The sequence below is a fragment of the Pseudaminobacter soli (ex Li et al. 2025) genome (assembly GCF_029892515.1).
In the GTDB taxonomy this organism is placed as follows: domain Bacteria; phylum Pseudomonadota; class Alphaproteobacteria; order Rhizobiales; family Rhizobiaceae; genus Pseudaminobacter; species Pseudaminobacter soli_A.
On sequence record NZ_JARXVF010000001.1, the window covers coordinates 573,233 to 597,289 of the forward strand.

General features: G+C 63.6%; 24 protein-coding genes. 8 read left to right on the plus strand and 16 right to left on the minus strand.

Annotated elements, in window-relative coordinates; all coding sequences use genetic code 11:
• Positions 1-579 precede the first annotated feature (579 nt).
• Positions 580-2,811, plus strand: coding sequence for an AMP-binding protein (locus M2281_RS02770; RefSeq protein ID WP_280819561.1), 2,232 nt, complete (start codon positions 580-582; stop codon positions 2,809-2,811).
• Positions 2,812-2,819: 8 nt separating this feature from the next.
• Here the strand turns inward: M2281_RS02770 and M2281_RS02775 are convergent, their stop codons facing one another.
• From M2281_RS02775 to M2281_RS02795, 5 genes are all read right to left on the minus strand, one after another.
• Positions 2,820-3,644 (minus strand): CDP-alcohol phosphatidyltransferase family protein, encoded by an 825-nt coding sequence (locus M2281_RS02775; RefSeq protein WP_280819562.1) that lies wholly within the window; start codon positions 3,642-3,644, stop codon positions 2,820-2,822.
• 3 nt (positions 3,645-3,647) lie between these two features.
• Positions 3,648-4,346, minus strand: a complete 699-nt coding sequence (locus M2281_RS02780) for a phosphatidylserine decarboxylase (protein WP_280819563.1) — start codon at positions 4,344-4,346, stop codon at positions 3,648-3,650.
• 93 nt (positions 4,347-4,439) lie between these two features.
• Positions 4,440-6,326 carry an ABCB family ABC transporter ATP-binding protein/permease gene (locus M2281_RS02785; protein ID WP_280819564.1) on the minus strand — a complete coding sequence of 629 codons (1,887 nt, stop codon included), beginning with the start codon at positions 6,324-6,326 and terminating at the stop codon, positions 4,440-4,442.
• Between the two features lie 4 nt (positions 6,327-6,330).
• The gene (locus M2281_RS02790; protein WP_280819565.1) at positions 6,331-6,681 is read right to left on the minus strand and encodes an ArsR/SmtB family transcription factor; all 351 of its coding nucleotides are present in this window, start codon (positions 6,679-6,681) and stop codon (positions 6,331-6,333) included.
• A gap of 116 nt (positions 6,682-6,797) precedes the next feature.
• On the minus strand, positions 6,798-8,273 hold the full coding sequence (locus tag M2281_RS02795; protein ID WP_280819567.1) for a LysM peptidoglycan-binding domain-containing protein: 1,476 nt from the start codon (positions 8,271-8,273) through the stop codon (positions 6,798-6,800).
• Positions 8,274-8,389: 116 nt separating this feature from the next.
• Here M2281_RS02795 and M2281_RS02800 point away from each other — a divergent pair, with 116 nt between their 5' ends.
• Positions 8,390-9,001, plus strand: a complete 612-nt coding sequence (locus M2281_RS02800; protein ID WP_280819568.1) for a TIGR00730 family Rossman fold protein — start codon at positions 8,390-8,392, stop codon at positions 8,999-9,001.
• A 27-nt stretch (positions 9,002-9,028) separates the two neighbouring features.
• On the opposite strand, the gene rarD is transcribed toward M2281_RS02800, so the two are convergent.
• The 9 genes from rarD to M2281_RS02845 form a co-directional block, all read right to left on the minus strand.
• A complete protein-coding gene (rarD, locus tag M2281_RS02805; protein ID WP_280819569.1) occupies positions 9,029-9,946 on the minus strand; it encodes an EamA family transporter RarD in 918 nt (305 codons plus the stop codon).
• An 83-nt stretch (positions 9,947-10,029) separates the two neighbouring features.
• Positions 10,030-11,646, minus strand: coding sequence for a citramalate synthase (gene cimA / locus M2281_RS02810; RefSeq protein ID WP_280819570.1), 1,617 nt, complete (start codon positions 11,644-11,646; stop codon positions 10,030-10,032).
• 57 nt (positions 11,647-11,703) lie between these two features.
• Positions 11,704-12,663 (minus strand): prolyl aminopeptidase, encoded by a 960-nt coding sequence (gene pip, locus M2281_RS02815; protein ID WP_280819571.1) that lies wholly within the window; start codon positions 12,661-12,663, stop codon positions 11,704-11,706.
• Positions 12,660-13,139 (minus strand): GFA family protein, encoded by a 480-nt coding sequence (locus M2281_RS02820; RefSeq protein WP_280819572.1) that lies wholly within the window; start codon positions 13,137-13,139, stop codon positions 12,660-12,662. The genes pip and M2281_RS02820 overlap by 4 nt, the downstream gene beginning before the upstream one ends.
• Positions 13,136-13,627 carry a GFA family protein gene (locus tag M2281_RS02825; RefSeq protein ID WP_280819573.1) on the minus strand — a complete coding sequence of 164 codons (492 nt, stop codon included), beginning with the start codon at positions 13,625-13,627 and terminating at the stop codon, positions 13,136-13,138. The genes M2281_RS02820 and M2281_RS02825 overlap by 4 nt, the downstream gene beginning before the upstream one ends.
• Positions 13,628-13,639: 12 nt before the next feature.
• Positions 13,640-14,023 (minus strand): VOC family protein, encoded by a 384-nt coding sequence (locus tag M2281_RS02830; RefSeq protein WP_280819574.1) that lies wholly within the window; start codon positions 14,021-14,023, stop codon positions 13,640-13,642.
• A complete protein-coding gene (gene cysS / locus M2281_RS02835; RefSeq protein ID WP_280819575.1) occupies positions 14,020-15,444 on the minus strand; it encodes a cysteine--tRNA ligase in 1,425 nt (474 codons plus the stop codon). The genes M2281_RS02830 and cysS overlap by 4 nt, the downstream gene beginning before the upstream one ends.
• A 506-nt stretch (positions 15,445-15,950) precedes the next feature.
• Positions 15,951-16,571 (minus strand): LysE/ArgO family amino acid transporter, encoded by a 621-nt coding sequence (locus tag M2281_RS02840; protein WP_280819576.1) that lies wholly within the window; start codon positions 16,569-16,571, stop codon positions 15,951-15,953.
• A 20-nt stretch (positions 16,572-16,591) separates the two neighbouring features.
• A complete protein-coding gene (locus M2281_RS02845; RefSeq protein WP_280819577.1) occupies positions 16,592-17,362 on the minus strand; it encodes an SOS response-associated peptidase in 771 nt (256 codons plus the stop codon).
• A gap of 117 nt (positions 17,363-17,479) precedes the next feature.
• Here M2281_RS02845 and M2281_RS02850 point away from each other — a divergent pair, with 117 nt between their 5' ends.
• The 4 genes from M2281_RS02850 to M2281_RS02865 all read left to right on the plus strand — a co-directional run bounded on the left by M2281_RS02850 (position 17,480) and on the right by M2281_RS02865 (position 19,585).
• Positions 17,480-17,890: an NUDIX hydrolase gene (locus M2281_RS02850; protein ID WP_280819578.1), complete on the plus strand. Its 411-nt coding sequence runs from the start codon at positions 17,480-17,482 to the stop codon at positions 17,888-17,890.
• Positions 17,891-17,949: 59 nt separating this feature from the next.
• The gene (locus M2281_RS02855) at positions 17,950-18,324 is read left to right on the plus strand and encodes a TIGR02301 family protein (RefSeq protein WP_280819579.1); all 375 of its coding nucleotides are present in this window, start codon (positions 17,950-17,952) and stop codon (positions 18,322-18,324) included.
• A gap of 135 nt (positions 18,325-18,459) precedes the next feature.
• Positions 18,460-18,717, plus strand: coding sequence for a hypothetical protein (locus tag M2281_RS02860; protein ID WP_280821092.1), 258 nt, complete (start codon positions 18,460-18,462; stop codon positions 18,715-18,717).
• A gap of 76 nt (positions 18,718-18,793) precedes the next feature.
• A complete protein-coding gene (locus M2281_RS02865; RefSeq protein ID WP_280819580.1) occupies positions 18,794-19,585 on the plus strand; it encodes a hypothetical protein in 792 nt (263 codons plus the stop codon).
• Between the two features lie 115 nt (positions 19,586-19,700).
• Here M2281_RS02865 and M2281_RS02870 read toward each other — a convergent pair whose 3' ends face one another.
• Positions 19,701-21,032 carry a dihydroorotase gene (locus M2281_RS02870; protein WP_280819581.1) on the minus strand — a complete coding sequence of 444 codons (1,332 nt, stop codon included), beginning with the start codon at positions 21,030-21,032 and terminating at the stop codon, positions 19,701-19,703.
• Between the two features lie 70 nt (positions 21,033-21,102).
• Here M2281_RS02870 and M2281_RS02875 point away from each other — a divergent pair, with 70 nt between their 5' ends.
• Positions 21,103-21,990, plus strand: coding sequence for a YgfZ/GcvT domain-containing protein (locus M2281_RS02875; RefSeq protein ID WP_280819582.1), 888 nt, complete (start codon positions 21,103-21,105; stop codon positions 21,988-21,990).
• Positions 21,990-22,604 (plus strand): HD family hydrolase, encoded by a 615-nt coding sequence (locus M2281_RS02880; protein WP_280819583.1) that lies wholly within the window; start codon positions 21,990-21,992, stop codon positions 22,602-22,604. The genes M2281_RS02875 and M2281_RS02880 overlap by 1 nt, the downstream gene beginning before the upstream one ends.
• Here the strand turns inward: M2281_RS02880 and M2281_RS02885 are convergent.
• Complete coding sequence (locus M2281_RS02885; protein ID WP_280819584.1) at positions 22,601-24,055, minus strand: RimK family protein; 1,455 nt, start codon at positions 24,053-24,055, stop codon at positions 22,601-22,603. The two genes, M2281_RS02880 and M2281_RS02885, sit on opposite strands and share 4 nt — an antisense overlap.
• Positions 24,056-24,057: the final 2 nt, after the last annotated feature.

Sequence of the window (24,057 nt, forward strand, 5' to 3'; positions counted from 1 at the left end):
TCGGCCAAAACTGCCGCAGAGGAGCAGACAGAGCCGCACGGGTCGCAATCCGCCCTGTGGACGAATTTGCCACACCACTGGCGCGAACCAATTGAAATCATTCACTTAGAAGGAAAATCACCGCCCCGTTCATCCCCCACCTTTCCGCCTCCCACATAATCACCCGCATCGGCCTCAGCGGGAACACGGGTCATGAACCGGATGAGCGTGGAGGGCGACGATGTCCGGGCTGGTGGCGCTAACGGTGGCGCTGCTGGGTGATGAACCCCCAAGTCCGGGCCTTTGCGGCGGCTGGCCACGCGAATGTGGAGGCGACTGAGCGGGGCAAGAGCATCGAACGGGCGGTCGAAGGGCCGCAAGATTTACCTAAACGAGCGTGTCCGACGACCGCCCGTCTTCCCAGGCTCTTTGACAATAGCCAGACGGTGAAAACCGGGCGTGGCACCGAATAGGTGCGTCCCCTGAGCCTGTCGAAGGACCCCTCGACTACGAATACATTGACGTTCACACAACTTCGGCTACCCTTCGCGCCAAAGCGGTCGACAAGAACCGCGCGAGGACACGCGCCGGGAGTGCGGTATGATCCTGACGGGAACGATAGCTCTTTGCATACTCGCCGCCTATGTGGCCGGCGCGCTGTGGCAGAAGGTGCGCCTTGGAATCACACTGCATCAGGCGCTGCTCTACCTGCCGCTCAAGCTTGCCTATCGAATCGATGACAGCCGCATGCGCAAGGCGCGCAAGGCGGAGGCGCCGGTGGTCTATGTGGTGTCGCACCAGTCGGGCCTCGATCCGGCGCTGATGCTGTCGCTGCTGCCGGAAGACACCCTGCACATCCTCGACGAGGCCTCCGCCCGCTCGCACTGGCTGGAGCCGTGGCGGGAGCTAGCCCGCACCATCGTGTTCAACGCCGAGCACGTCTTCGTCAGCCGCCGCCTGGTGCGCGTGCTCAAGGGCAAGGGCCGGCTCGCCGTCTATATGCCTGACGATGTCGAGCCCGACATCAAGACCTTCCGGCTGTTCCGCGCCGTGGCGCACATCGCCCATCGTGCCGATGCCAAGGTGGTGCCGATCTTCGTGGGCGGGGCGCGCAACCTGCCCTTCTCGCTGACGCCGCGCCAGAAGGCCCCGCGAAAGTGGTTCCCGCGCCTGACCATCGCCGCCATGGAACCCGCCACGATCTCGGAACTGATGGCGCGCAACGTCACCCAGCCGGGGCGGGCATCGAACGCCTTGTTCGACCGGGGCGCGGAGGCACGCTTCAGCGCGAGCGATCCGCGTCGGTCGCTGTTCCTGGCAGTCCGCGACGCGGCTTACCGCACCGGCGCAAGCTATCCGATCCTGGAGGACCCGATCAGCGGCAGGCTGAGCTACCGCAAGCTGTTCACCGGGGCGCGCTTGCTCGGCCTGCATTTCGCCTCGGTCGCCGCGCCCGGCGAGGCGGTCGGCGTCCTGCTGCCAAACAGCAACGGCCTGGTGGCGACACTGATGGGCCTTGCCTCAGGCAGCCGCGTGGCGGCGATGATCAACTACACTGCCGGCCCGGCCGCGGTGACCGCCGCCGTGCGCACCGCCCCTATCCGCATCATCGTCTCGTCGCGAAAATTCATCGAAAAGGCCAATCTCGACGACATCGTTGCCGCAGCGGAAAAAGGCAGCGCGAGAATCCTGTGGCTCGAGGACCTCCTCGCGCAGGCGTCGATCATGGACCGCCTTGCCGCCGCGCTGTTCTGGCGCTGGCCGGTGCATGCGCAGGATGCGTCCAAGCCGGCGATCATCCTATTCACCTCTGGCACCGAGGGCAGCCCGAAAGCCGTGGTGCTGTCGGGGCGGAACGTCGTTGCCAACGCCATGCAGGCCGAGGCGCGCATCTCGATCGGCGCCGACGATCTCTTGCTTAACGTGCTGCCCGCCTTCCATTCCTTCGGCCTGACCGGCGGCATCGTTCTGCCGCTCGTCGCCGGCGTGCGCCTTTACCTCTACCCCTCCCCGCTGCACTACAAGCAGATACCGGAGGTGGCGGCGAAAATCCGGCCGACCATCATGTTCGGCACCGACAGCTTCCTGGTGGGCTATGCCCGCACGGCGAAGAACGACGACTTTTCCAGCCTCCGCTTCGTCGTGGCAGGCGCCGAGCCGGTGAAGGCCGAAACGCGAAAGGTTTGGCGCGACCGCTTCGGTGCCGAGATCGTCGAAGGCTATGGGCTCACCGAGGCGGCGCCGGTTGTGTCGGTCAACACGGCCACGCACAGCCGCGACGGCACCGTCGGCCGGTTGCTGCCAGGCATGAAGATGCTGCTCGAGCCGGTGGAAGGCATCGCCCAGGGCGGCCGGTTGCAGCTTCAGGGGCCGAACCTGATGCTGGGCTATATCAACCCGGAGAGCCCGGGCGTGCTGCAGCCGCTTGGTGACGGCTGGCACGATACCGGCGACATCGTAACAGTCGACCGCGAAGGGTTCATCGCCATTGCCGGGCGGGCCCGGCGCTTCGCCAAGATCGCGGGCGAGATGGTGTCGCTGGGCGCGGTCGAGGCCCTGGCGCATGCGCTGTGGCCGGAAGATGAGCATGCTGCGGTCGCCGTGCCCGACAAGCGCCGTGGCGAGCGCGTCGTGCTGGTCACCACCGCGAGCGAGGCCGACGCCTCGCAACTGCGGCAGTTCGCCAGGACTTCGGAGGCAAGCGAACTGATCCTCCCGCACGACATCATCAAGACCGCGGAATTGCCGCGGCTCGGTACCGGGAAGATCGATTACGTGGCCGTTCGCCGGCTGGCGATCGAGCAGCTAGGCAGCGGCGAGGCCGCTGCCTGATTAGCGCCTCAGCTTGCCGCCGGCGGCTGCGCAGCTGCCGCTTCCTTTTCCGCTTCGAGATGCGCGCGGCGCGAATAGGCGCGCGCGCTGAGCGGCAGGAAGACCAGATAGGCGATCGCCGACACCGACAGCGTCTGCCACGGATAGGTAACCAGCAGCAGCACGAACAGCGCCACGCCAAGGATCAGCGGCAGCACCTTGTCGCCGGGGATCCGCACCTTCTTGCCGGAATAGACTGGCAGGCGGCTGACCAGAAGAAGGGCGATAAGCACCGTGAAGCCGGAAGAGATGAAGGCAAACGTGCGGTCCGGCACCACAGCGCCGATGAATACCAGGTAGATCGGCAGCATCACCACCACGGCACCGGCTGGGGCCGGCACGCCGACGAAGTATTCGGACTGCCAGGAAGAACGATTCTGCTCCTCCTCGAGCACGTTGAAGCGCGCCAGTCTGAGCCCGCAGGCAATCGCGAACAGCAACGCCGCGATCCAACCCGGAGAGCCGGCGCGGTCGAGCAGAAAGGCGTAGAGCACGAGCCCGGGCGCAACGCCGAAATTGACGATGTCGGCCAGCGAATCCATTTGCGCGCCGAACTTCGACGTCGCCTTCAGCGCACGCGCGATGCGGCCGTCGATGCCGTCAAGAAAAGCGGCGATCAGCACCATGACGACGGCGGTCTCGAAGCGCCCCTCGAAGGCCAGCCGGATGCCCGAGAGGCCCGCGCAGATCGCCAGAACCGTGATCAGGTTCGGCATGATCATGCGCAGCGGAATTTCGCGAATGCGCGGGCCACCGTGCCCGTGCGGTTCAAAATGCTGGAAGGGCGCCGGCACGGGTTACGAGATCCGGACCAGAGGAGTGGCGGCCGAACCGCCGAATTCGGCGAGTACGGTTTCGCCAGCTACGGCCGTCTGCCCGACCGCAACGCGCGGCGTGGCTTCAGCCGGCAGGAAAACGTCGACGCGCGAGCCGAAGCGGATCAGTCCGAAGCGCTCGCCCACCGAAATATTGCCCTCGGTCTGCGCCCAGCAGACGATGCGGCGCGCCACGAGGCCGGCGATCTGCACGACGACGATGGTGCCGTTCGGGCTGTCGATGACGAGGCCGTTGCGCTCGTTCTCGCTGCTGGCCTTGTCGAGCTCGGCATTGAGGAACTTTCCAGGCCGGTGCTCGATCCGGGTGATGCGGCCGCGCACCGGCGAGCGGTTCACGTGGCAGGAGAAGACGTTCATGAAAACGGAAATGCGCGTCATTTCCTCGGAGCCGAGCCCCAATTCGCGCGGCGGCACAGCAGGCCCCACAGCGGAAACGACGCCATCGGCCGGGCTGATGACGAGCCGGTCGTCGACCGGCGTCACGCGCTGCGGGTCACGGAAGAAATAGGCGCACCAGGCCGTGAGAATCAGGCCGACCCAGAACAGGTTGATCGAGAAGAAGCCCAGGATGATGGTCGCAGCCGCAAAGGCGCCGACGAAGGGATAACCCTCGCGATGCACGGGCACGAAGACGTTCTTGACGGTGTCGACGAGGCTCATCGGGCGGGCGCATCTCCAATGGAAATAAGGGCTTGCTTACCGGAAACTGCAGCCCGCCGCAACGCGACATTAACGAAAAGCCAGTGTCTTACCTCAGACCTCTTCCGCGCGCCGGCGAACCACCACACCCATTTCGTCGGCTTCGCGGGCGATGCGCAGCCGCTCCTCGGCCTCGGTGGCCTCGCGCTGGCGTGCCCACATGGAGGCGTAGAGCCCGTCGCGACGCAGAAGCGAGGCGTGCGTTCCACGCTCGGCGATCTGGCCTTCCTTCAGCACGATGATCTCGTCGGCCGAAATCACGGTGGAAAGGCGGTGAGCGATGACTATGGTGGTGCGTCCACGGCTGACGAGATCGAGCGCAGCCTGGATTTCCTGCTCGGTATGAGTGTCCAGGGCCGAGGTCGCCTCGTCCAGCATCAGGATCGGCGGGGCCTTGAGGATGGTGCGGGCGATGGCCACGCGCTGCTTTTCGCCGCCCGACAGCTTCAACCCGCGCTCGCCGACCATGGCCTTGTAGCCGCCCGGCAGATGCTCGATGAAGCCGCCGATCTGCGCCAGTTCGGCCGCGCGCTTGACCTCCTCGTCGGTCGCGGCGGGGCGGCCATAGCGGATGTTGTAGGCGATTGTGTCGTTGAACAGCACGGTATCCTGCGGAACCATGCCGATCTCAGCGCGCAGGCTCTCCTGCGTCACATCGCGCACGTCCTGCCCGTCGATCAGAATCGCGCCGCCCTGCACGTCATAGAAGCGGAACAGCAGCCGCGAGATGGTCGACTTGCCGGCGCCCGAGGGACCGACGATGGCCACGGTGCGGCCGGCCGGCACTTCGAAGCTGATACCCTTGAGGATCGGCCGGGCCGCATCGTAGGCGAAGTGCACGTCGCGGAATTCCACCTTGCCATCCGCGATCGCCAGTCTACCGGCGTCCGGCTTGTCGACGACTTCCTGCGCCACGTCGAGCAGGTCGAACATCTGCTCGATGTCGGTCAGGCCCTGGCGGATTTCGCGGTAGATGAAGCCGATGAAGTTGAGCGGCACCGAAAGCTGCATCAGCATGGCGTTGATGAAGACGAAGTCGCCGATGGTCTGCGTGCCGGCCATCACCTCGCGCGCCGACATCCACATGGCGATCGCCATGCCTATACCGAAGATGACGCCCTGGCCGAAGTTCAGCCAGCCAAGCGAGGTCCAGATGCGGGTCGCGGCGGTTTCGTAGCGCGCCATGGAGCGGTCGAAGCGCTCAGCTTCCATGCTCTCATTGTTGAAATATTTGACGGTTTCGAAGTTCAGCAGCGAGTCGATCGCCTTGGTGTTGGCGTCGGTGTCCGAGTTGTTCATGTCGCGGCGGATGCCGATGCGCCAGTCGCTGGCCCACACCGTGAACCATGTGTAGAGGGCTACGGTCACGGCCACGACCACCACGTAGAGCCAGCCATAGGCGACGGCGAAGATGATCGCCGTCAGCGCAAATTCCAGCACCGTCGGAACCGTATTCAGGATCGTGAAGCGGACGATCGTCTCGATGCCCTTGGTGCCGCGCTCGATGATGCGCGACAGGCCGCCGGTGCGCCGCTCCAGATGGAAACGCAGCGACAGGCTGTGCATGTGCACGAAGGTCTTGTAGGCGAGCTGCCGCACCGCATACTGTCCGACGCGCGCAAACAACGCATCGCGCAGTTGGTTGAAGCCGAGCTGGACAATCTTCACCACGTTATAGGCGAGTACCAGCATGACCGGCGCGAGCAGGAAGTCCGGCAGCGGCGGGGCCACTCCATGCTCACCGCCGGCAAGAGCGTTGGTCGCCCATTTGAAGAAGTAGGGCACGGCAACGAGAATGAACTTTGCCGCCACGAGATAGATGGTCGCCCAAACCACCCTCGCCTTAAGGTCGGCGCGATCGGCCGGCCACATGTAAGGCCAGAGGTTGAGCAGGGTTTTCAGCGTAAAGCCGGAATCGGCGGAAACTGTCTTGTTGGCCAAGATTTCATGCCTTTGGATTTTGTTCTTCGCTGCCCGCGCAGCAGTGCTCGACCAGCCCGGCAACCATGCCGGAGAAGGCCGCAAGGGCGGCGTAGTCGACTTCGTAGCGCGAGCGCTGCTTTTCAGGCGAAAAGCGCACCAGCCCGGCTTCGACCAGGATTTTCAGATGCTGAGACACCGTCGATTGCGCGAGGTCGAGCCGCGCGACCACGTCCTTGCAGCAGCACGCATTGCTACCGGAAAGATATCGCAGGATTTCGATGCGCGCCGGATGCGAAAGGGCCGCGAAGCGCAATGCCATGTTCTTGGTGGCAGCGCTTGCGCAAGAGTCGATCGGATCATGGAGTGCATTCATCGTTTATCGTCGATATACGATGGAGTTTGAATAGGCAAGCATTCTTGGAATGGAAATGCGCAATTGGCGCGCATGAGGGCTCATGCGCGCCAATTTCGGCAGTTTCGAGGAATGGCCTATTGCGGGAGCGTAGTCGCCTGCTCTCCCACGGCCTTCATGTTGGCAGCTTCGCCATGAGCCGTCTTTTCCGGAACCTTGAAGACCTGCCCCGGCCAGATGCGGTTCGGATCGCGTATCTGCTCCTGGTTGGCAAGATAGATGGTTGAGTAGCGGACGCCGAGACCGTAGACGCGGCGCGATATGCGCCACAGCGAGTCGCCACGCCGGATGATGACCGCGCCATCGACATTCTGCAGCTTCGGCGACATTGCCTCAGGCGCAGCAGCGGCGACCTCCGTCGAGCCGGCCGGCTTGGCGGGCTCGACGCCTGCGGCCGTTTCTGTGGCGGGAGTTGCCTTGGCAGGTTCGGCAGCGGCCGGTGCCACGGCTGACTGCGCTTCGGCTGCCTCGCGCTCGAACGGGACGGCAGCGCGGGCGGCGACCTTTACACCATCCTCTTCGAGCGCATCGGCACGGATGACGTAATCACCCGCCGGCAGATCGCGCTCGGTTTCGATCAGGAAGCGGCCGCCCGGTGAAGTCACGACCTCGCCCAGCAGGATGTCGTTGGCATAGACGCGAACCTTGCGGCCCGCATCGGCGCTGCCGGCGACGAACACCTTACGCCCCTCGATCTCGACGGCCTCGACCTTGACGGTGGCGCTGGTGGCCGCAGCGGCGGGCGCTGCCTTGTCTCCCGGCTGCGCGGCTTCGGCCGAAGCCTGCTGCCCGGGCTGCTGGGCTGCCGGCGCCGCGGCCGTTTCGGTTGCGGCTGCGGTTTCTGCCGGCTTGGCGGCCTCTCCTGCGGAAGCGGCCTGCTCAGGCTGCTTCACCTCCGGCTCCGGCACGGAAATCAGCTTGCTAGGCGCGCCCGGCTGCTCGACCAACGCCAGAACCTGCCCGTTCTTGTTTTCAGGGATCGAGACGACGGCCGTTTCCGGCGACGTCGCCACGACATTGTCGGGGCTGGTCGAACGCAGCACGATCTGGTGGTCGCCCGGCTTCAGCGGCTCATCGAGAGCGACGGCGAAATCCCCCTCGGGACCCGCAACCGCGTTGCCAATGACCTTGGCGCCCAGAACAATCTCAACCTTGGAGTTGGCCGCAGCCTTGCCGGCGATGACGAGAGAGCCATCGCCTTCCGCACGCACAAGATCGAATGACGGTGCCTTGACCTCGGCGCCGGCAGCCGTCGCCGGCTGAGCGGCAGGCGCTTGCGCCGCTTCGGTCGCGGCCGGTTGCTCGGTAGCGGCAGGCGTGGTGGCCGCAGGGGCCGCCGCCTCGGGCGCCTTTGCGGTTTCCGCCTGCGGCTGCGCCGGCAGTCTGCCTTCCTTCACCTCGGGCTGAGGCGCGGGTGCTTCAGACACGGCTGTCGCGGCTTCGGTCTTTTTCCCAAGGTAGGGATCGAGCGCCCCCGTCACATAGGCTGTGACAGCCACCGCGGCCACGAGGCCGCCCGAAAACAACAACGCCCGATTCATTCCACGTGCCATGATTTCCCTGTCCCCTTAGCCGTCTAGCCCCTCTAGCCGGTTTTTACGATAGCGACAAGAAAAAGCCCTGCAATGGGGCTTGACCGCTATCATATTGATATTCACCAATCATCGTTATGAATCCGATTCGATCAGTCTGCGTTTATTGCGGTTCCTCCCCGGGCCGTGGCGATGCCTATATGAAAGCCGGCCATGTACTGGGCAAGTCGCTGGCGGAGGCGGGGCTGCGCCTCGTCTATGGCGGCGGCACCAAGGGCGTGATGGGCGCCGTTTCAGAGGGTGTGCTGCGGTCTGGCGGCAAGGTGTCGGGCATCATTCCGCGCTTCCTCATCAGCAAGGAAGCCACCGAGGTCGCACTCGGCAGGCTGGACGAGCTGGTCGTGACCGACAACATGCATCAGCGCAAGCATCTGATGTTCGAGAAATCGGACGCTTTCGTAGCACTGCCTGGCGGTATCGGCACGGTCGAGGAGATCGTCGAGATCATGACCTGGGCGCAGCTCGGGCATCATCGCAAGCCGATCGTCTTTGCCAATGTCGACGGCTTCTGGAATCCGATGCTGGCGCTTCTGGACCACATGCGGGCCGAAGGTTTTGTGCACACCGGACATCTGGTGCAGCCGCTGGTCGTGGACCGCATCGAAGCGGTGGTCGCGGCGATCCTGGCCGAAGGCGCGGCAGTCGACGCGCCGACGACCGGCGTGCAGACGCTGATCGACAAGCTCTGACCTTCTGAGCCTATCTCAAACGAGCGCTTACGCGGGGTCCGTCTGAACTGCGGGCCGCCGGAAGAACATCGACCATGTGTAGATCGCCAGCGCCATCCAGATCAGGACGAAAGCGATGACGCGCACGCCGCTGAACGGCTCGCCGAAGCCGAACACGGCAATCAGGAAGATGATGGTCGGCGCGATGTACTGCATGAGGCCGATGGTCGAGAGCCTGAGCAGCTTGGCGCCGAAAGCGTAGAGCATCAGCGGCACGGCCGTAACGGGACCGCACGCCATTAGAAGGCCGATGTCGCCTGGATTGGAGAGGACGAAGTGTCCCTCGCCATGCATCTGCAGCCAGATGATGTAGCCCAGTGCCGGCAAGGCAAGGATCATCACTTCAAGGAAGAAGCCCTGGCTCGGCCCGATCGGCAGCGTCTTGCGCAGGAACCCATAGATCGCAAAGGTGATGGCCAGCGCCAGCGACACCCAGGGAACGCCGCCTGCATCCAGCGCCAGGATAAGCACGGCCACCGCCGCCAGAGCGATGGCCGCAATCTGGAACCGATTGAGCCTTTCGCCGAGCAGCGCGGCGCCCATCAGAACGCTCACCAGCGGATTGATGTAGTAACCGAGCGCCGTCTCCACTGTCCGGTCAACAGCGATCGCCCAGACATAGATGCTCCAGTTGCAGGTGATGAAGGCGGCAGTAACTGCGGCCATCAAGACGGTGCGCGGCGAACGCAACGCGACCTTCACATCCGCCGCGCGACCAAGCGCCAGCAAGGTTACCCCGGCTACCGGAACCGACCAGATGATGCGATGAGCAACCACCTCGATTGCGGGGATATGCGCCACCGCCTTCATGAAGAGCGGCAGCGCGCCCCACAGCAGATAGGCCGAGAGCGCGAAAAGAAAGCCGCGAGTTGCCGCGGCGTCGGAAGCATGGGCGTCGGTTGTCATGCCGCCACCTATGCTCTCGTTCGCCGCGGGAAACCACCGCAAAGTTCTGATGTATCGTTGACTTTCGCTTATGCCAGCGGCGGCTATTCTGCCGCGACCAGCCCTGCCATCTCACGGTTCTTCATCAGCTTGTAGATGATCGAGTCCATCAGCGCCTGGAACGAGGCGTCTATGATGTTGTCGGAAACGCCGACGGTCGACCAGCGCGCACCGGTCCCATCATGCGACTCGATCAGCACCCGGGTGATGGCCTCGGTGCCGCCATTGAGGATACGCACCTTGTAGTCGGCCAGTTCGAGATCGGCGATTTCGTTCTGGAACTTGCCGAGATCCTTGCGCAGGGCGATATCCAGCGCGTTGACCGGGCCGTGACCCTCGGCCACCGACATCTTCTCCTCGCCGTCGACGCTGACTTTCACGATCGCCTCGGACACCGTCTTCAGCGCCCCGTTGGCGTCGTAGCGGCGCTCAACCATGCAGCGGAAGCTGTCGACGCGGAAGAACTCCGGCACGGTATGCAGGAAGCGCCGCGCGAGCAATTCGAAACTGGCGTCGGCACCCTCATAGGCATAGCCCTCGGCCTCGCGCTCCTTGACCACGGAAATCAGCGCATCGAGGCGGTTGTCGTCCTTCGGCACGTCGATGCCGCGCCGCTTGAGCTCGGCGATGAAGTTGGCCTTGCCACCCTGGTCCGAAACCATGACCTTGCGGCGGTTGCCGACCGTTTCGGGCGGCACGTGCTCGTAGGTCTGCGGCTCCTTGACGAGCGCCGAGGCATGGATGCCTGCCTTGGTCGCGAATGCCGAAGCGCCGACATAGGGCGCTTGCGCCTCGGGCGCGCGGTTGAGCAGCTCGTCGAAATTGCGCGATAGGCGCGAGATGCCCAGCAGCGCTTCCGCCGAGATGCCCGTCTCGAAGCGTTCGGCAAAAGCCGGCTTGAGCACGAGTGTAGGGATCAGCGTGACAAGGTTGGCATTGCCGCAACGCTCGCCGATACCATTCAGCGTTCCCTGGATCTGGCGGACCCCGGCCTCGACTGCCGCGAGCGAGTTCGCCACAGCCTGCCCGGTGTCGTCATGGGCATGGATGCCGAGATTTGCGCCGGGAATGCCGGCGGCAACGACCTTGCCGACGATCTCGCGCACTTCCGACGGCTGCGTGCCGCCATTGGTGTCGCACAGCACCACCCAGCGCGCGCCCGCTTCGAGCGCCGTGCGCGCGCAGGCCAGAGCATAGTCGGGATTGGCCTTGAAGCCGTCGAAGAAGTGCTCGCAGTCGACCATGGCCTCGCGGCCGGCCGCGCGGGCCGCCTCGACCGATGCCGAGATGGAGGCGAGGTTTTCCTCTTTGGTGCAGCCGAGCGCCACGCGCACGTGGTAGTCCCAGCTCTTGGCGACAAAGCAGACCGCATCCGCCTTCGCCTGCAAAAGTGCTGCCAGCCCCGGATCGTTGGATGCAGAGACACCCGCGCGCTTGGTCATGCCGAACGCAGCGAACTTGGCATGTGCCGTGCGCTTTTCGGTGAAGAAGGCAGTGTCGGTGGGGTTGGCACCCGGATAACCGCCCTCGACATAGTCGAGACCGAAAGCATCGAGCATGGCGCTAATCGCAATCTTGTCCTCGACCGAAAAGTCGATGCCAGGCGTCTGCTGGCCGTCGCGCAGTGTCGTGTCGTAGAGGTAGATGCGTTCTTTGGTCATGGTTTCGATGCTTTCGTCTTTCCGCCCGCTAGCTGGGGCGGCAGTCAGGATCTGGGGTCAGCGCTTTCCGGCATAGGCGTCGGTGGCGCGAATGAGCCGGTCGAGAATGCCCGGCTCCGAATAGGCGTGCCCCGCCCCCTCAATCAGGTGATACTCGGCCTCGGGCCAGGCCTTGTGCAGCTCCCAAGCAGTCATGGGCGGACAGGCCATGTCGTAACGACCCTGAACGATGACGCCCGGAATGCCTTTTAGCTTGCCGGCATCGCGGATAAGTTGGCCTTCCTCCATCCAGCCGCCGTGGACAAAATAGTGGTTCTCGATACGGGCGAAGGCCAGCGCGAATTCGTCGTCGCCGAACTTGTTGCTGGTTTCGGGTTCCGGCAGCAGCGTGATCGTCTCGCCTTCCCACATGCTCCAGGCCTTTGCGGCGGCAATCCGCGGGGCGCGGTCGTCGCTGGTCAGGCGGGCGCGATAGGCCTGGACGAAATTGTCCCGCTCCTGCTCCGGGATCTGCGCGATGAAGCGGTCCCATTTTTCCGGGAACATCAGCGAGGCGCCGTGCTGGTAGTACCAATCGACCTCGCTGCGACGGAGCGTGAAGATGCCGCGCAGCACCAGCTCGCTGACATGTTCGGGATGGGTCTCGGCATAGGCGAGCGCCAGCGTCGAGCCCCAGGAACCGCCGAACACCAGCCATTTGTCGAAGCCGGCCATTTCACGCAGGCGCTCGATGTCGGCGACCAGATGCCAGGTGGTGTTGGCCTCGAGCTCGGCGTGCGGGGTCGAGCGACCGCAGCCGCGCTGATCGAACAGGATCACGTCATAAAGCTTCGGATCGAACTGCCGGCGATGCTTTGGCGAAATGCCGCCGCCCGGACCGCCATGCAGGAACACGGCCGGCTTGGCGCCCTTGGTGCCCGAGCGCTCCCAGTAGATCTGGTGGCCATCGCCGACATCCAGCATGCCGCTGTCGAAGGGCTCGATTTCCGGATAGAGCGTGCGCAGGTTCTCGGTCATTTCCGTTTGCTTTCTTTAAATGGCCAGGTTTGCGTGTCGTGGTCGGGATGCTGGCAGCCGACCACCGCCGCCAGAAAGGCATCCGCACCGGCCTGCTCGCCCTCGGGGCGCCCCGGCAGAGCATGGAGATGCCCGAAGAAGGACAGCTCGTCATTGGGATTGAGCTGCACCGTCGGCGGAGCCAGTTCCGGATCGTCCAGAGAGCCGATCGAAATGTCGATGCCGCTTTCATACTCGTAGGTCAGCGGCGTTCCGCAGTCGCCGCAAAAGCCGCGCCTGGCAGCATTCGAGCTGGCAAAGCGTTTCGGCTCGCCGCGGGTCCATTCCAGTCCCCTCGCCGTCACCAGGGGACCGAAGAAAGAGCCGAAGGCTTTTTGGCACATGCGGCAATGGCAGATCGATGCGCGGCCAAGACCGCCCACGCGAAAACGAACCGCGCCGCACTGGCAACCGCCGGTGACCGCTCCCTCCCTCACCGCTGATCCTCCGGCGGCCAGGTTTCGGTGTCGTAGTCGGGGTGCTGATAGGAGACGAGCGTCGCCAGGAACTCGGCGGCTTCCTGATCCTCCATGGTCGCCACGCCCGGCAGCTTCGGCACCTCATCGACATAAGGCAGCTTCGCCTCGATGCCCCACTGGATGACCGGAGCGATGTCCTCCGGATCGTCGAAGGTTCCGATCATGAGAGCCACGCCATCCGGCGCCTCATAAGTGAGCGGCGTGCCGCATTTGTTGCAGAAGCCGCGCGCGGCGTGATTGGACGAGCGGAATTTGCTGGGCTCGCCGCGCGTCCATTCGAGACTAGCACCACGAACCGAGACGAGCGGCGCATAAAAGCCGCCGCTGGCCTTCTGGCACATCCGGCAATGGCAAACCGAGGCGTCGCCCAGCGCGCCCTCTACCCTGAAGCGCACAGCCCCGCACTGGCAGCCGCCGGTATAGATGGGCTTGTTGTCGAGGCTCATCGCACAGCTCCGCTATTCGGGCGTGTGGCTGACGGCTTCGATATTGTTGCCGTCGGGATCGAAGACGAAGGCGCCATAATAGTTCGAATGATAGTGCGGGCGCAGGCCCGGCGCGCCGTTGTCCTTGCCGCCTGCCGCGATCGCCGCCTCGTAGAAGGCATCTACTTCGGCACGCGAACGCGCGGTGAAGGCGTAGTGACGCCCCGGTCCCGCCTCGGCGCCTTCATGCAGCCAGAAGATGGGATGGTCGCGGCCATAGCCGCCGATCTTCACGCCGCCGGTATATTCGGTCGGCACCATACTCAGCAGCGAGGCGCCGAGCGGCGCCATCGCCTGATCGTAAAATGCCCTCGATGCCTCGAAATTGCTTACGGTTATGCCAAGGTGGTCGATCATCTTTTCACCTCCCATGTGGTCACACGTTCACCGGTGGCGGGGTCCTTGCCGTCCTTCAGTTGCACGCCCTGCTCGAGAAGCTCGGCGCGGATGCGGTCAGCCGCAGCCCAGTCTTTTGCGGCGATCAGCGCAAGGCGCTCCGCGATGACCTTGGCGACGGCCTCTTCGTCGACCTCGGCTGCCTGCAACTCGAAGCCAAGGAACAGCATCGCCGACTTGAGTGCGGCCGCCGCTTCCGCATTGTCTTCACCGGCTGCCTGGCCGGCGAGATGCGACAAGAGCTGGAACACCGTGCTGGTCGCCAGATCGTCGGACAGCGCCTCGACAACGCCAGCCGGAATCGGTGCCGCCTCATTGGGTGCCATGTCGGCCGCACGCTTCCACTTGCGCAGCGTGTTCTCCGCCTCTTCCAGCTTGCGCACGGAAAAGTCGATCGGCTCGCGATAGTGGGTCATCAGCATGGCAAGACGCAGCACGTCGCCCGGCCACTTGCGGCCGCCGAAGGTCTCGGTTTCGAGCAATTCGTGGATCGAGTAGAAGTTGCCGAGGCTCTTGGACATCTTCTGGCCCTCGACCTGCAGGAAGCCGTTGTGCATCCAGTAGTTGGCCATCACCTCGGTGCCGTGGGCGCAGCGCGACTGGGCGATCTCATTCTCGTGATGCGGGAAGATCAGGTCGAGCCCGCCGCCATGAATGTCGAAGACCTCGCCAAGATAGGCCGACGCCATCGCCGAGCACTCGATGTGCCAGCCAGGACGGCCGCGGCCCCAGGGGCTTTCCCAGCCCGGCTCCTCGGGCGAGGATGCCTTCCACAGAACGAAATCGCCGGGGTTGCGCTTGTGCGCCTCGACCTCGACGCGGGCGCCGGCCTGCTGCTCGTCGAGATTGCGCTTCGACAATTGCCCGTAGTCCGCCATCGAGCCGGTGTCGAACAGCACTTCGCCTTGCGCTTCATAGGCATGGCCGCGTTCGATCAGACTTAGAATCAACGTGATCATGTCGGCGCGGCCGTCGGCTCGCGGCTGCACGAACTCGGTCGCGCGCGGCTCGACGGTCGGTTCAAGGCAGCCCAGCGCCTTGACGTCAGCCTGGTACTGGTGGGCGGTCTTTTCGGTGACGCGCCTGATCGCCTCGTTGAGCGGCAGATCGGGGAAATCGCGCAAGGCGCGGGCGTTGATCTTGTCGTCAAGGTCGGTGAGGTTACGGACATAGGTGACGTGGTCGGCACCGTAGAGGTGGCGCAGCAGCCGGAACAGCACGTCGAAGACGATGGCCGGGCGCGCGTTGCCGATATGGGCGAAGTCGTAGACCGTCGGCCCGCAGACATACATGCGCACATTGTCGGGATCGATCGGCACGAAGTCTTCCTTCGTGCGCGTCAGCGTGTTGTGGAGCCGCAAGCCCTTAAATCCGTTCGACATTCAAAATCCCAGTTCGTTCGGCAATCCGCCGCAAGCCGGCAGACGCGATGAAGCTCCAGCCTGCTGGCCGGGGCGTTTGTCCTGTCGAGAGAAAAGGCGAAAACGTCCGGACCAGCGCGTGCGCTAGCCAATAATGCAAATGCCGCAAATGGCGAAAGACGTTTTCATGGCAAGCTTTATCGCCTTGGGCGTTTTCGGCGTCAAGTCGCAACTTTGCTGAAAACGGTCGCCTTCCAGTCGCCAGGCAGTTCCGTAAGAGTTTATTAAACATACAGGAACCGAGATCGTATGACCCGCCCGCCAAGGGCAAAAAGTCACGATTTCGTCCCAAAGCAAGAGCATGAGTCTTGGACGGCAACTTACCTTGGGGAATTACCATGTCGGCGGCAAAGAGCGAAGCAGAACGAATCCGAGCTCAATATGCATCTCTGACTAGCCACTATCGCGCGATCGGCCCGGCCGCAGTCCTGGCTGCCGTGCTCGCAGCCAAGAAGAAAAAGCCGGCTTCAAAAAAGACGGCTTGATAGACTGACACCGATAGCGGCCATCACCAGGCCGATCAGGATATCCAGCACGCGCCAGGCCGATTCCTTTGCGAAGATCGGCTGCAGCAGGCGAGCGCCATAGCCCAGCCCGAAAAACCAGACGAACGAAGCCAGCGCAGCACCTAGGCCATAGGCCATGCGGTCCGGCCCGTCGAAGCGTGCCGAGAGCGATCCCAACAGCACCACCGTGTCGAGATAGACATGCGGGTTGAGGAAGGTGAAGGCGAGGCACGCCGCCACCGCCGCCTTCAGGCTGCCCTCGCCCGCATTGGCTGCCTTCAGCACGTCCGGCTTCATCGCGCGCCGGAAGGCGATGATCGCGTAGCTGAACAGGAATATCGCGCCGCCGATGGTGACGACATTGATCAGTATCGGCGATTGCGAGATCAGCGTGCCAAGGCCCGCGACGCCGGCTGCAATCAGCACTGCGTCGGACAAAGCGCAGATCAGGCACAGGATGAAAACATGCTGCCTGAGCAGGCCCTGGCGCAGGATGAAGGCGTTCTGCGCGCCGATCGCGATGATGAGCGAAGCGCCGAGGAGGAAGCCGGACAGGGCGGCCGGGAAGAAATTTGCGATCATGAGGGCTTTTCCGAACGGAGCTAGAAGAGCGTCATCTGGTGTTGCGCGGCCGGGCTGGCTTTCCTGCGCTCCGGCTTGGGCGGCTCCAGTCCTTCCAATGGCTCCACTCGCTCCTGTATTCGCGGATCGGTGTTGGCCACCTTGTTGACGAGATCTGAAACGGGAACCGCCTCGAAGAAGTCGGGCTCCACGGGCCGCATGAGATCGGCCACGTCGCGCGGTTCCTGGAAACGGCAATCCAGCCAGCGGGAAAAGTCCTGCTGGTGAATCACGACCGGCATCCGGTCATGGATGTGGGCGATGTCGCGGCTGGCTTTGGTGGTCAGGATCGCGCCGGTGTCCATCTCCGAGCCGCCCGGTTCGGCATAGGTTTCCATCAGGCTGCCAAAGGCAATCACGCCACCATGCTTTGGGCGAATCCAATAAGCCTGCGTCCGTTTGCCACCAACCTGGCGCCATTCATAGAAGCCCGAAGCGGGAATCAGCGCGCGGCGATGGCGCATGGCGGTGCGAAAGGAGGCCTTTTCAGTCGCCGTTTCCGAGCGCGCATTGATCAGCAGCGGAAATTCGCGCGTGTCCTTCACCCAAGTCGGGATCAGTCCCCAACGCACCAGAAGCGAGTGGCGGTCCGGCAGGTTGGAACCCCGTTCGCGCGGCTCACCGGCAACCACCATCAGGATCGGTTGCGTCGGCGCGATGTTGTAGCGCGGCGGAAACGCCTCGAGGTCGGGCAGCGAAAATGCCGCGTCGACTTCCTTGGGGCTGGCAGTGAGCGAAAAACGTCCGCACATTACGAGGCAATTACCGTTTGATCCTGCGCTCAATGTGGAGGTGGAAATCACGCGCGGCAACCTGTATCGGTTGAGCCACGCGCCCCATCCCCAGCCAATCGGGCCAGGAAGCAGACCATGTCCCCACGACAGACCATCCCGGCGGTATCGGTTGCCCTGATGCGGGGCGACCGCATTCTTCTAGTCAAGCGTGGGCATGCACCTTCACGCGGGCATTATGCCTTTCCCGGCGGGCGGGTCGAACCCGGCGAGACGGAAGAACAGGCCGCTCGACGCGAGTTGCGCGAGGAAACAGGGCTTGAAGCTGGAGATATCGCCCCGCTGCGGGCCTACATGATCGATGCCGAGCGCGACGGCCGGGAGATCACCTACCGCCTGCAGGTATTTTGCGGACAGGATTGCGGCGGCGACCCGCTCGCCGACAGCGACGCCGACGAGGCAGGCTTCTTCACGCTAGCCGAAATGGATGAGATGCCCGTCACCCCCTCCGTGCTGGAGGTTTCGCGCGAGCTCTTGGAACGCAGATAAACTGGGAATTGTGATCTCAGTGCCTTGCGGCTGACAAATTGTTTCGCCACAAAAACGTCATGCGCCGTGCTCTGCTGTTCTTCGCCGCATTCCTTGCCACCGGCTCGGCGGCAACCACGCCGTCGCGTGCGGTCGATGCTCCGTTCGAAGGCAGTTTGGTGCGGTTGTCGGAGATTCTCGGGTCGCTGCATTTCCTGCGCAATCTGTGCGGCGAAACGAGCAATCAGTGGCGCGACGAAATGCAGAAGCTGCTCGACTCCGAAAAGCCCGATGCTGCTCGGCGTGCCAAGTTGATGGCCAGCTTCAATCACGGCTACCGGTCGTTCGAGGGCACGTACACAAAGTGCACCGCCTCGGCATCCGAAGCGATCGTACGCTACATGAAGGAAGGCGAGACGCTGACTCGTGAAGTCACCGGCCGCTATGGAAATTAACGGCCTGTTAACTTTTCACACAATGCCAGTCGAATTTGGCAGGTTCGATGTGCTAGGTTTGTTAACGGGACATTAAAGGGAAAGATCAAGTTGGCCCGGAACCCGGGTCGCGACTTGAAAGGGTGTAAGATGGGTATGGAACACACGACCAGCGATCTCGACGCGCTGGTCCGGGAAGAAAAGCGCCTGACCGCAGTGGAATGCCACAACGAAGCCTGGGCCGAAGGTCTTTCCGCCGGCATCGAGACCGATATCCTGGCCGAAACCGCGCTTGCCACGGCATTCGGCGAAATCCTCCGGACGCATGGTGAGGCGACCGCGCTGGCGCTTCTTGACGTGATGCGCGAAAAAGTGATCGCCGGAGAGTTTGAACCCGTTCGTCTGCGACATTGATACATCCCCAAGTCTGCTTTTTCGGTATAAGAGGCTGACTGGGTGTCGAGTCTGATGCCCCTGGAGAGGATGGGACATGCAGACACTGACTCGGAGCAGCTCGGAAACTCGCAGGCATAGAGGTTTCGCGGCCTTTCTTTGGTTGGCAGCGGCGGGCGTGGCCCTGCCCGGTGCCTATCTGGTCGCGACGCTGCCGGCGGCCGCGCTGAGCGAGATCAAGCAAGAAGATCTGCCCGCGCCGACGACGGCTGCCCCCGACAAGGCCGCCCCGGCCGAAGGCACTGCGCCGCAGGCTCAGGACAGCCAGAAAGCTCCCTCAGAAGCCCCTGATCCCGACGAGGCCGCGCCCGAACAGGCGACGCCCGGCTCGGTTCACGTCACCGAAGATCCCAACGCGCCGCTGCCGGAGATCATCTACGACGTCAGCAAGCTGCCCGAGCCGGTGCAACACATGCGCCAGCAGCTGCTGGACATCGCTGCCAGCGGCGATATCGAAAAGCTGCGCGCGCTGGTCGGCACTGGCGACGATGCGACCCAGCTGTCGGTTGCCGGTCTCGATGAAGATCCGATCGCCTTCCTCAAGGAGCAGTCGGGCGACAAGAACGGCGAGGAAGTGCTGGCCATCATGGAGAACCTGCTCAATGCGGGCTATGTCCATCTCGATCCGGGCACGCCGGAAGAACTCTATGCCTGGCCCTATTTCTTCGCGATGCCGCTCGACAAGCTTTCGGCCCGCCAGCGCGTGGAGCTGTTCAAGATCGTCACCGCCGGCGACTACGAAGACATGAAGAGCTACGGCGTCTACAACTTCTATCGCCTCGGCATCACGCCGCAAGGCAAGTGGGCATTCTTCGTCGCCGGCGAGTGAGACGGCAACGCCCTCCGACCATTTCAAGCTGAATCAAAATCGCCCGCCAAGCTGCTGCTTTGGCGGGCGATTTCGTTTCCGGAATGTTTGAAATGGGCTTAGCCAGAGGCTCCGGTCAGACCGGCAGCGCTTCGGAGAAGACGACCGGCTGGCCCAGCCCCGGCGAAACGATTTCGCCCTCCCACATCACCTGCTTGCCGCGAATGATGGTGCCCACTGGCCAACCCTTGACCTCCTTGCCGTCATAAGGCGTCCAGCCGGCCTTGGAGCCTGCCTGGGCGTTGGTGATGGTCTCGTGGCGCTTCATGTCGACGATGGTGAAATCGGCGTCGTAGCCGGCCGCGATGCGGCCCTTGCGCGCCATGCCGAACAGGCGCTGCGGGCCATGGCTGCTGAGGTCCACGAAGCGTTCGAGCGTCAGCTTCCCGGCATTGACGTGGTCGAGCATGATCGGCACCAGCGTCTGCACGCCGGTCATGCCGGAGGGCGACGCCGGATAGGGCTTTGCCTTCTCGGCCAGCGTGTGCGGCGCATGGTCGGAGCCCAGCACATCGACGATGCCTTGGCTGATGCCGCGCCAGACGCCCTCGCGATGGCGCCCATCGCGCACGGGCGGATTCATCTGGATGAGCGTGCCGAGCGTGGCATAGTCCTCTGACGACAGCGTCAGGTGATGAGGCGTCGCCTCGCAGCTTGCCACGTCCTTGTGATGTTCGAGGAAATCGATCTCCTCGGCCGTCGAGATATGCAGCACATGGATGCGCGCCCTCACCTCCCGGGCGATGCGCACGAGGCGCTCGGTGCACTGGAGGGCCGCGATCTCGTCGCGCCAGACCGGGTGCGAGGACGGGTCGCCCTCGATGCGTTCGCCAAGGCGCTCGCGCAGGCGGAACTCGTCTTCCGAGTGGAAGGCCGCACGGCGGCGCGTGTTCTTGAGGATGGAGCGGACGCCCTCATCGTCCTCGACCAGCAGGTTTCCGGTCGACGAGCCCATGAAGACCTTGATGCCGGCAGCGCCCGGCAGGCGCTCGAGCTCGGCCACATCCTTGGCGTTCTCGCGCGTACCGCCGACCCAGAACGCGAAATCGCAATGCATGCGGTTGGTGGCGCGGGCGACCTTGTCGGCCAGCGCCTCTTCGCTGGTGGTCAGCGGATTGGTGTTGGGCATTTCGAACACAGCCGTGACGCCACCCAGCACTGCCGCACGCGAACCCGTTTCGAGGTCTTCCTTGTGCTCCAGGCCCGGCTCGCGGAAATGCACCTGGCTGTCGACCACGCCCGGCAGAATGTGCAGGCCGCGGCATTCGATGGTCTCGGCTGCCGATGCCTGGCGCAGATCTCCGATCGCCGCGATGCGACCGTCACGCACGCCGACGTCGCGCAAAGCAGTGCCATCGTGGTTGACGACCGTGCCGCCCTTGAGGATGAGGTCGAACGTCGTTGTCATTTGCCACCTTGCTCCTGAGTTGCGTGGGGCTTACGTAATGGCCAGCCGATTTTCAAGTCAGGTTCCGCCCATGCACTCTGCCCTGCTTTCCGACCGCACCATCATTTCTGTGACCGGCGCGGAGGCGGAACACTTTTTGCAGAACATTTTGACGGTCGACCTGGACGCTCTGGCCGAAGGCGAAGCCAAGCCGGGCGCGCTGCTGACGCCGCAGGGAAAGATACTGTTCGACTTCCTGATCTCGCGCGATGGTTCTGGCGGGTTCCGGCTCGACTGCCGGAGCGATGTGGCCGACGATTTTCTTCGTCGCCTGACGCTCTACAAGCTGCGCGCCAAGGCGACAATTTCCAAGCAGGAACAGCTGCTTGTGGCCGCATCGTGGGATTCTGATTCATCCGGCTCAGCTTCCGATTCAAATGCTTCGAGCGATGATTCAATTGTGCTGCGCGACGCGCGTTTCAAGTCGCCCGCGGCCGCATTCCGAATCTATGGCCCGGTTCTTTCGGCTTCGGACGAAGTGAGCGCCTGGCATGCCTACCGCATCAGTCACGGCGTCGCAGAAAGCGGCAGCGATTACGCGCTGGGTGACCCCTTCCCGCACGACGTTCTGCTCGACGAGACGGACGGCGTCGGCTTCCGAAAAGGCTGCTATGTCGGCCAGGAAGTCGTCTCGCGCATGCAGCATCGCGGCACCGCGCGTCGCCGCGTGCTTCTGGTTTCGGCAGAGTCGCCCCTGCCCGAATCCGGCACCGAGATTCTCGCCAATGGCCGCAGCATCGGTGCATTGGGCTCCGTTGCCGGCACGCAAGGTCTGGCGATCGTACGCATCGACCGGGTGAAGGACGCGCTCGACGCTGGCGTCGCCATCACCGCCGCCGAAGTGCCGCTTTCGCTTTCGATTCCCTCCTGGGCAAAATTCACCTTCCCGCAGGAAGCCGCCGGCGCGGAGGAGGCGTGATGGCGGACAAGGTCGGCGCGCCGCCGCGCGCATGGCAGCGCATGCTTTCGGGCCGCCGGCTCGACCTGCTCGATCCCTCCCCGCTCGACATCGAGATTTCGGACATCGCACACGGGCTGGCGCGCGTGTCGCGCTGGAACGGCCAGACGGAAGGGGACAATGCCTTTTCGGTGGCCCAGCATTCGCTGCTGGTGGAGACGATTTTTTCCAGGCAGGCGAAGAACCCGACGCCCGACGAGCAGCTTGCGGCACTGCTGCACGATGCGCCCGAATATGTGATCGGCGACATGATCTCGCCATTCAAATCCGTGGTCGGCGGCGGCTACAAGCTGGTCGAGCACCGGCTGCAGCGCGCCATCCACATCCGCTTTTCTCTTCCTCCCGAAATCAGTGAAAGGCTGAAGAAGGAGATCAAGCGGGCCGACCACGTGGCCGCCCATTTCGAGGCCACGCAGTTGGCGGGATTCACCGTGCAGGAAGCGACGAAATTCTTCGGCAGGCCACGCGGCATCTCGGCCGACGCATTCGATCTCGTGTGTCATCCGGCAAAGGCGGTGCAGAAAGCCTTCCTCAAGCGGTTCGAAGCGATCGAGCGCGCGCGAGGCGCTGCCTAACGCTCCAGCCGGTCGAGGAACCACTGCGTCAGCCGGGTCCAGACCTCGTCCTTCTCGCCCGAATCCTCGATCCCGTGGTCGAGATTGGGATTGTCGTTGACCTCGATGACGAAGACGCCATCCTTGGTCTCCTTGAGATCGACGCCATAAAGCCCGTCGCCGATGCAGCGCGCTGCCCGCACGGCCGTCTCGACCACATGGGCCGGGGCGTGCTTCAGCGTGAATGTCTTGATGCCGCCTTCCACCGGTTTTCCGCCGCCGTCGTGATTGACGATCTGCCAGTGCTTCTTGGCCATCAGGTAGTGAACCGCAAACAGCGGCTGGCCGCCGAGCACGCCGATGCGCCAATCATACTGCGTAGGCATGTATTTCTGGGCGATCAGCAGGTCGGATTCCTCCATCCAGGCGGTTGCCAGGGCCTTCAGCTCCTCGAAATTCGTCGCCTTCTTCACGCCGCGCGAAAACGAGCTGTCGGGTATCTTCAGCACCAGCGGAAAGCCCAGCGTATCGGCCGCCAGCTGGAAGTCGGCCGGGCTCGCGATCATCACCGTCGGCGGCACGGGGACCTTGTTGAAGGTCATCAACTCGTTGAGGTAGACCTTGTTGGTGCAGCGGATCATCGACAGCGGATCGTCGATCACCGGCATGCCTTCCTGTTGCGCGCGACGGGCAAATCGATAGGTGTGGTTAGAGATCGACGTCGTCTCGCGAATGAACAGCGCATCGTAGTTGGCGAGCTTGGCGAGGTCCTTGCGCGTGATCGGCTCGACCTCGACGCCCATTTTTTCGGCGGTTTTGGCCCAGTAGCGCAGTGAACTGATACTGGACGGCGGCAATTGCTCGTGCGGGTCCACCAGCGTGGCGAAGGTGTAGCGCGCCGGGACGCGCGCCCTGCCGTCACGCCATTCGCGATTTGTGTAACTGGCGAGGCTTGCCAGGAAGCGCGGCTTTTCCTCCGCACTCATGCGCGCCAGCGGCAGGAAACCGATCTTATGGATCGTCGCCCATTCGTGATGATCCTTGATCGACACCTCTAACGCCGGCGCACGGAACCAATCGAACAGCAGCTTGGCAAAGCGGTCCCACGCCTTTGACGGGCCGATGCCGAAGAAGAAGGTGGCCTTGTCGGGAAAGCTGCCGCCAAGATCCTTGCGGCATTTGTTCAGCGCCAGTTCCAGCTCCGGCAGCGCGTTCTCGTAGAGCTTGCGTTCGGAAAGGTCGATCATGGTCTCGACCGTCGGGATCACCCTGTGCCCGCGCGAGCTCGCCAGCAGCGAGGCGTAGTAGCCCCGGCTCTGATAACCGTAGCTGTTGGACAGATTGATGACCTTCGGACGCTGCCCGCTGAACAGGGCCGGATGGGCAAGGTAGTCGCGATTGGTAATGATCTTGTGCGGCGTTGCCACCTGGTCGAGATCGCTCTGCCTGCCTGTAAGGATGACCCAGCTCATAT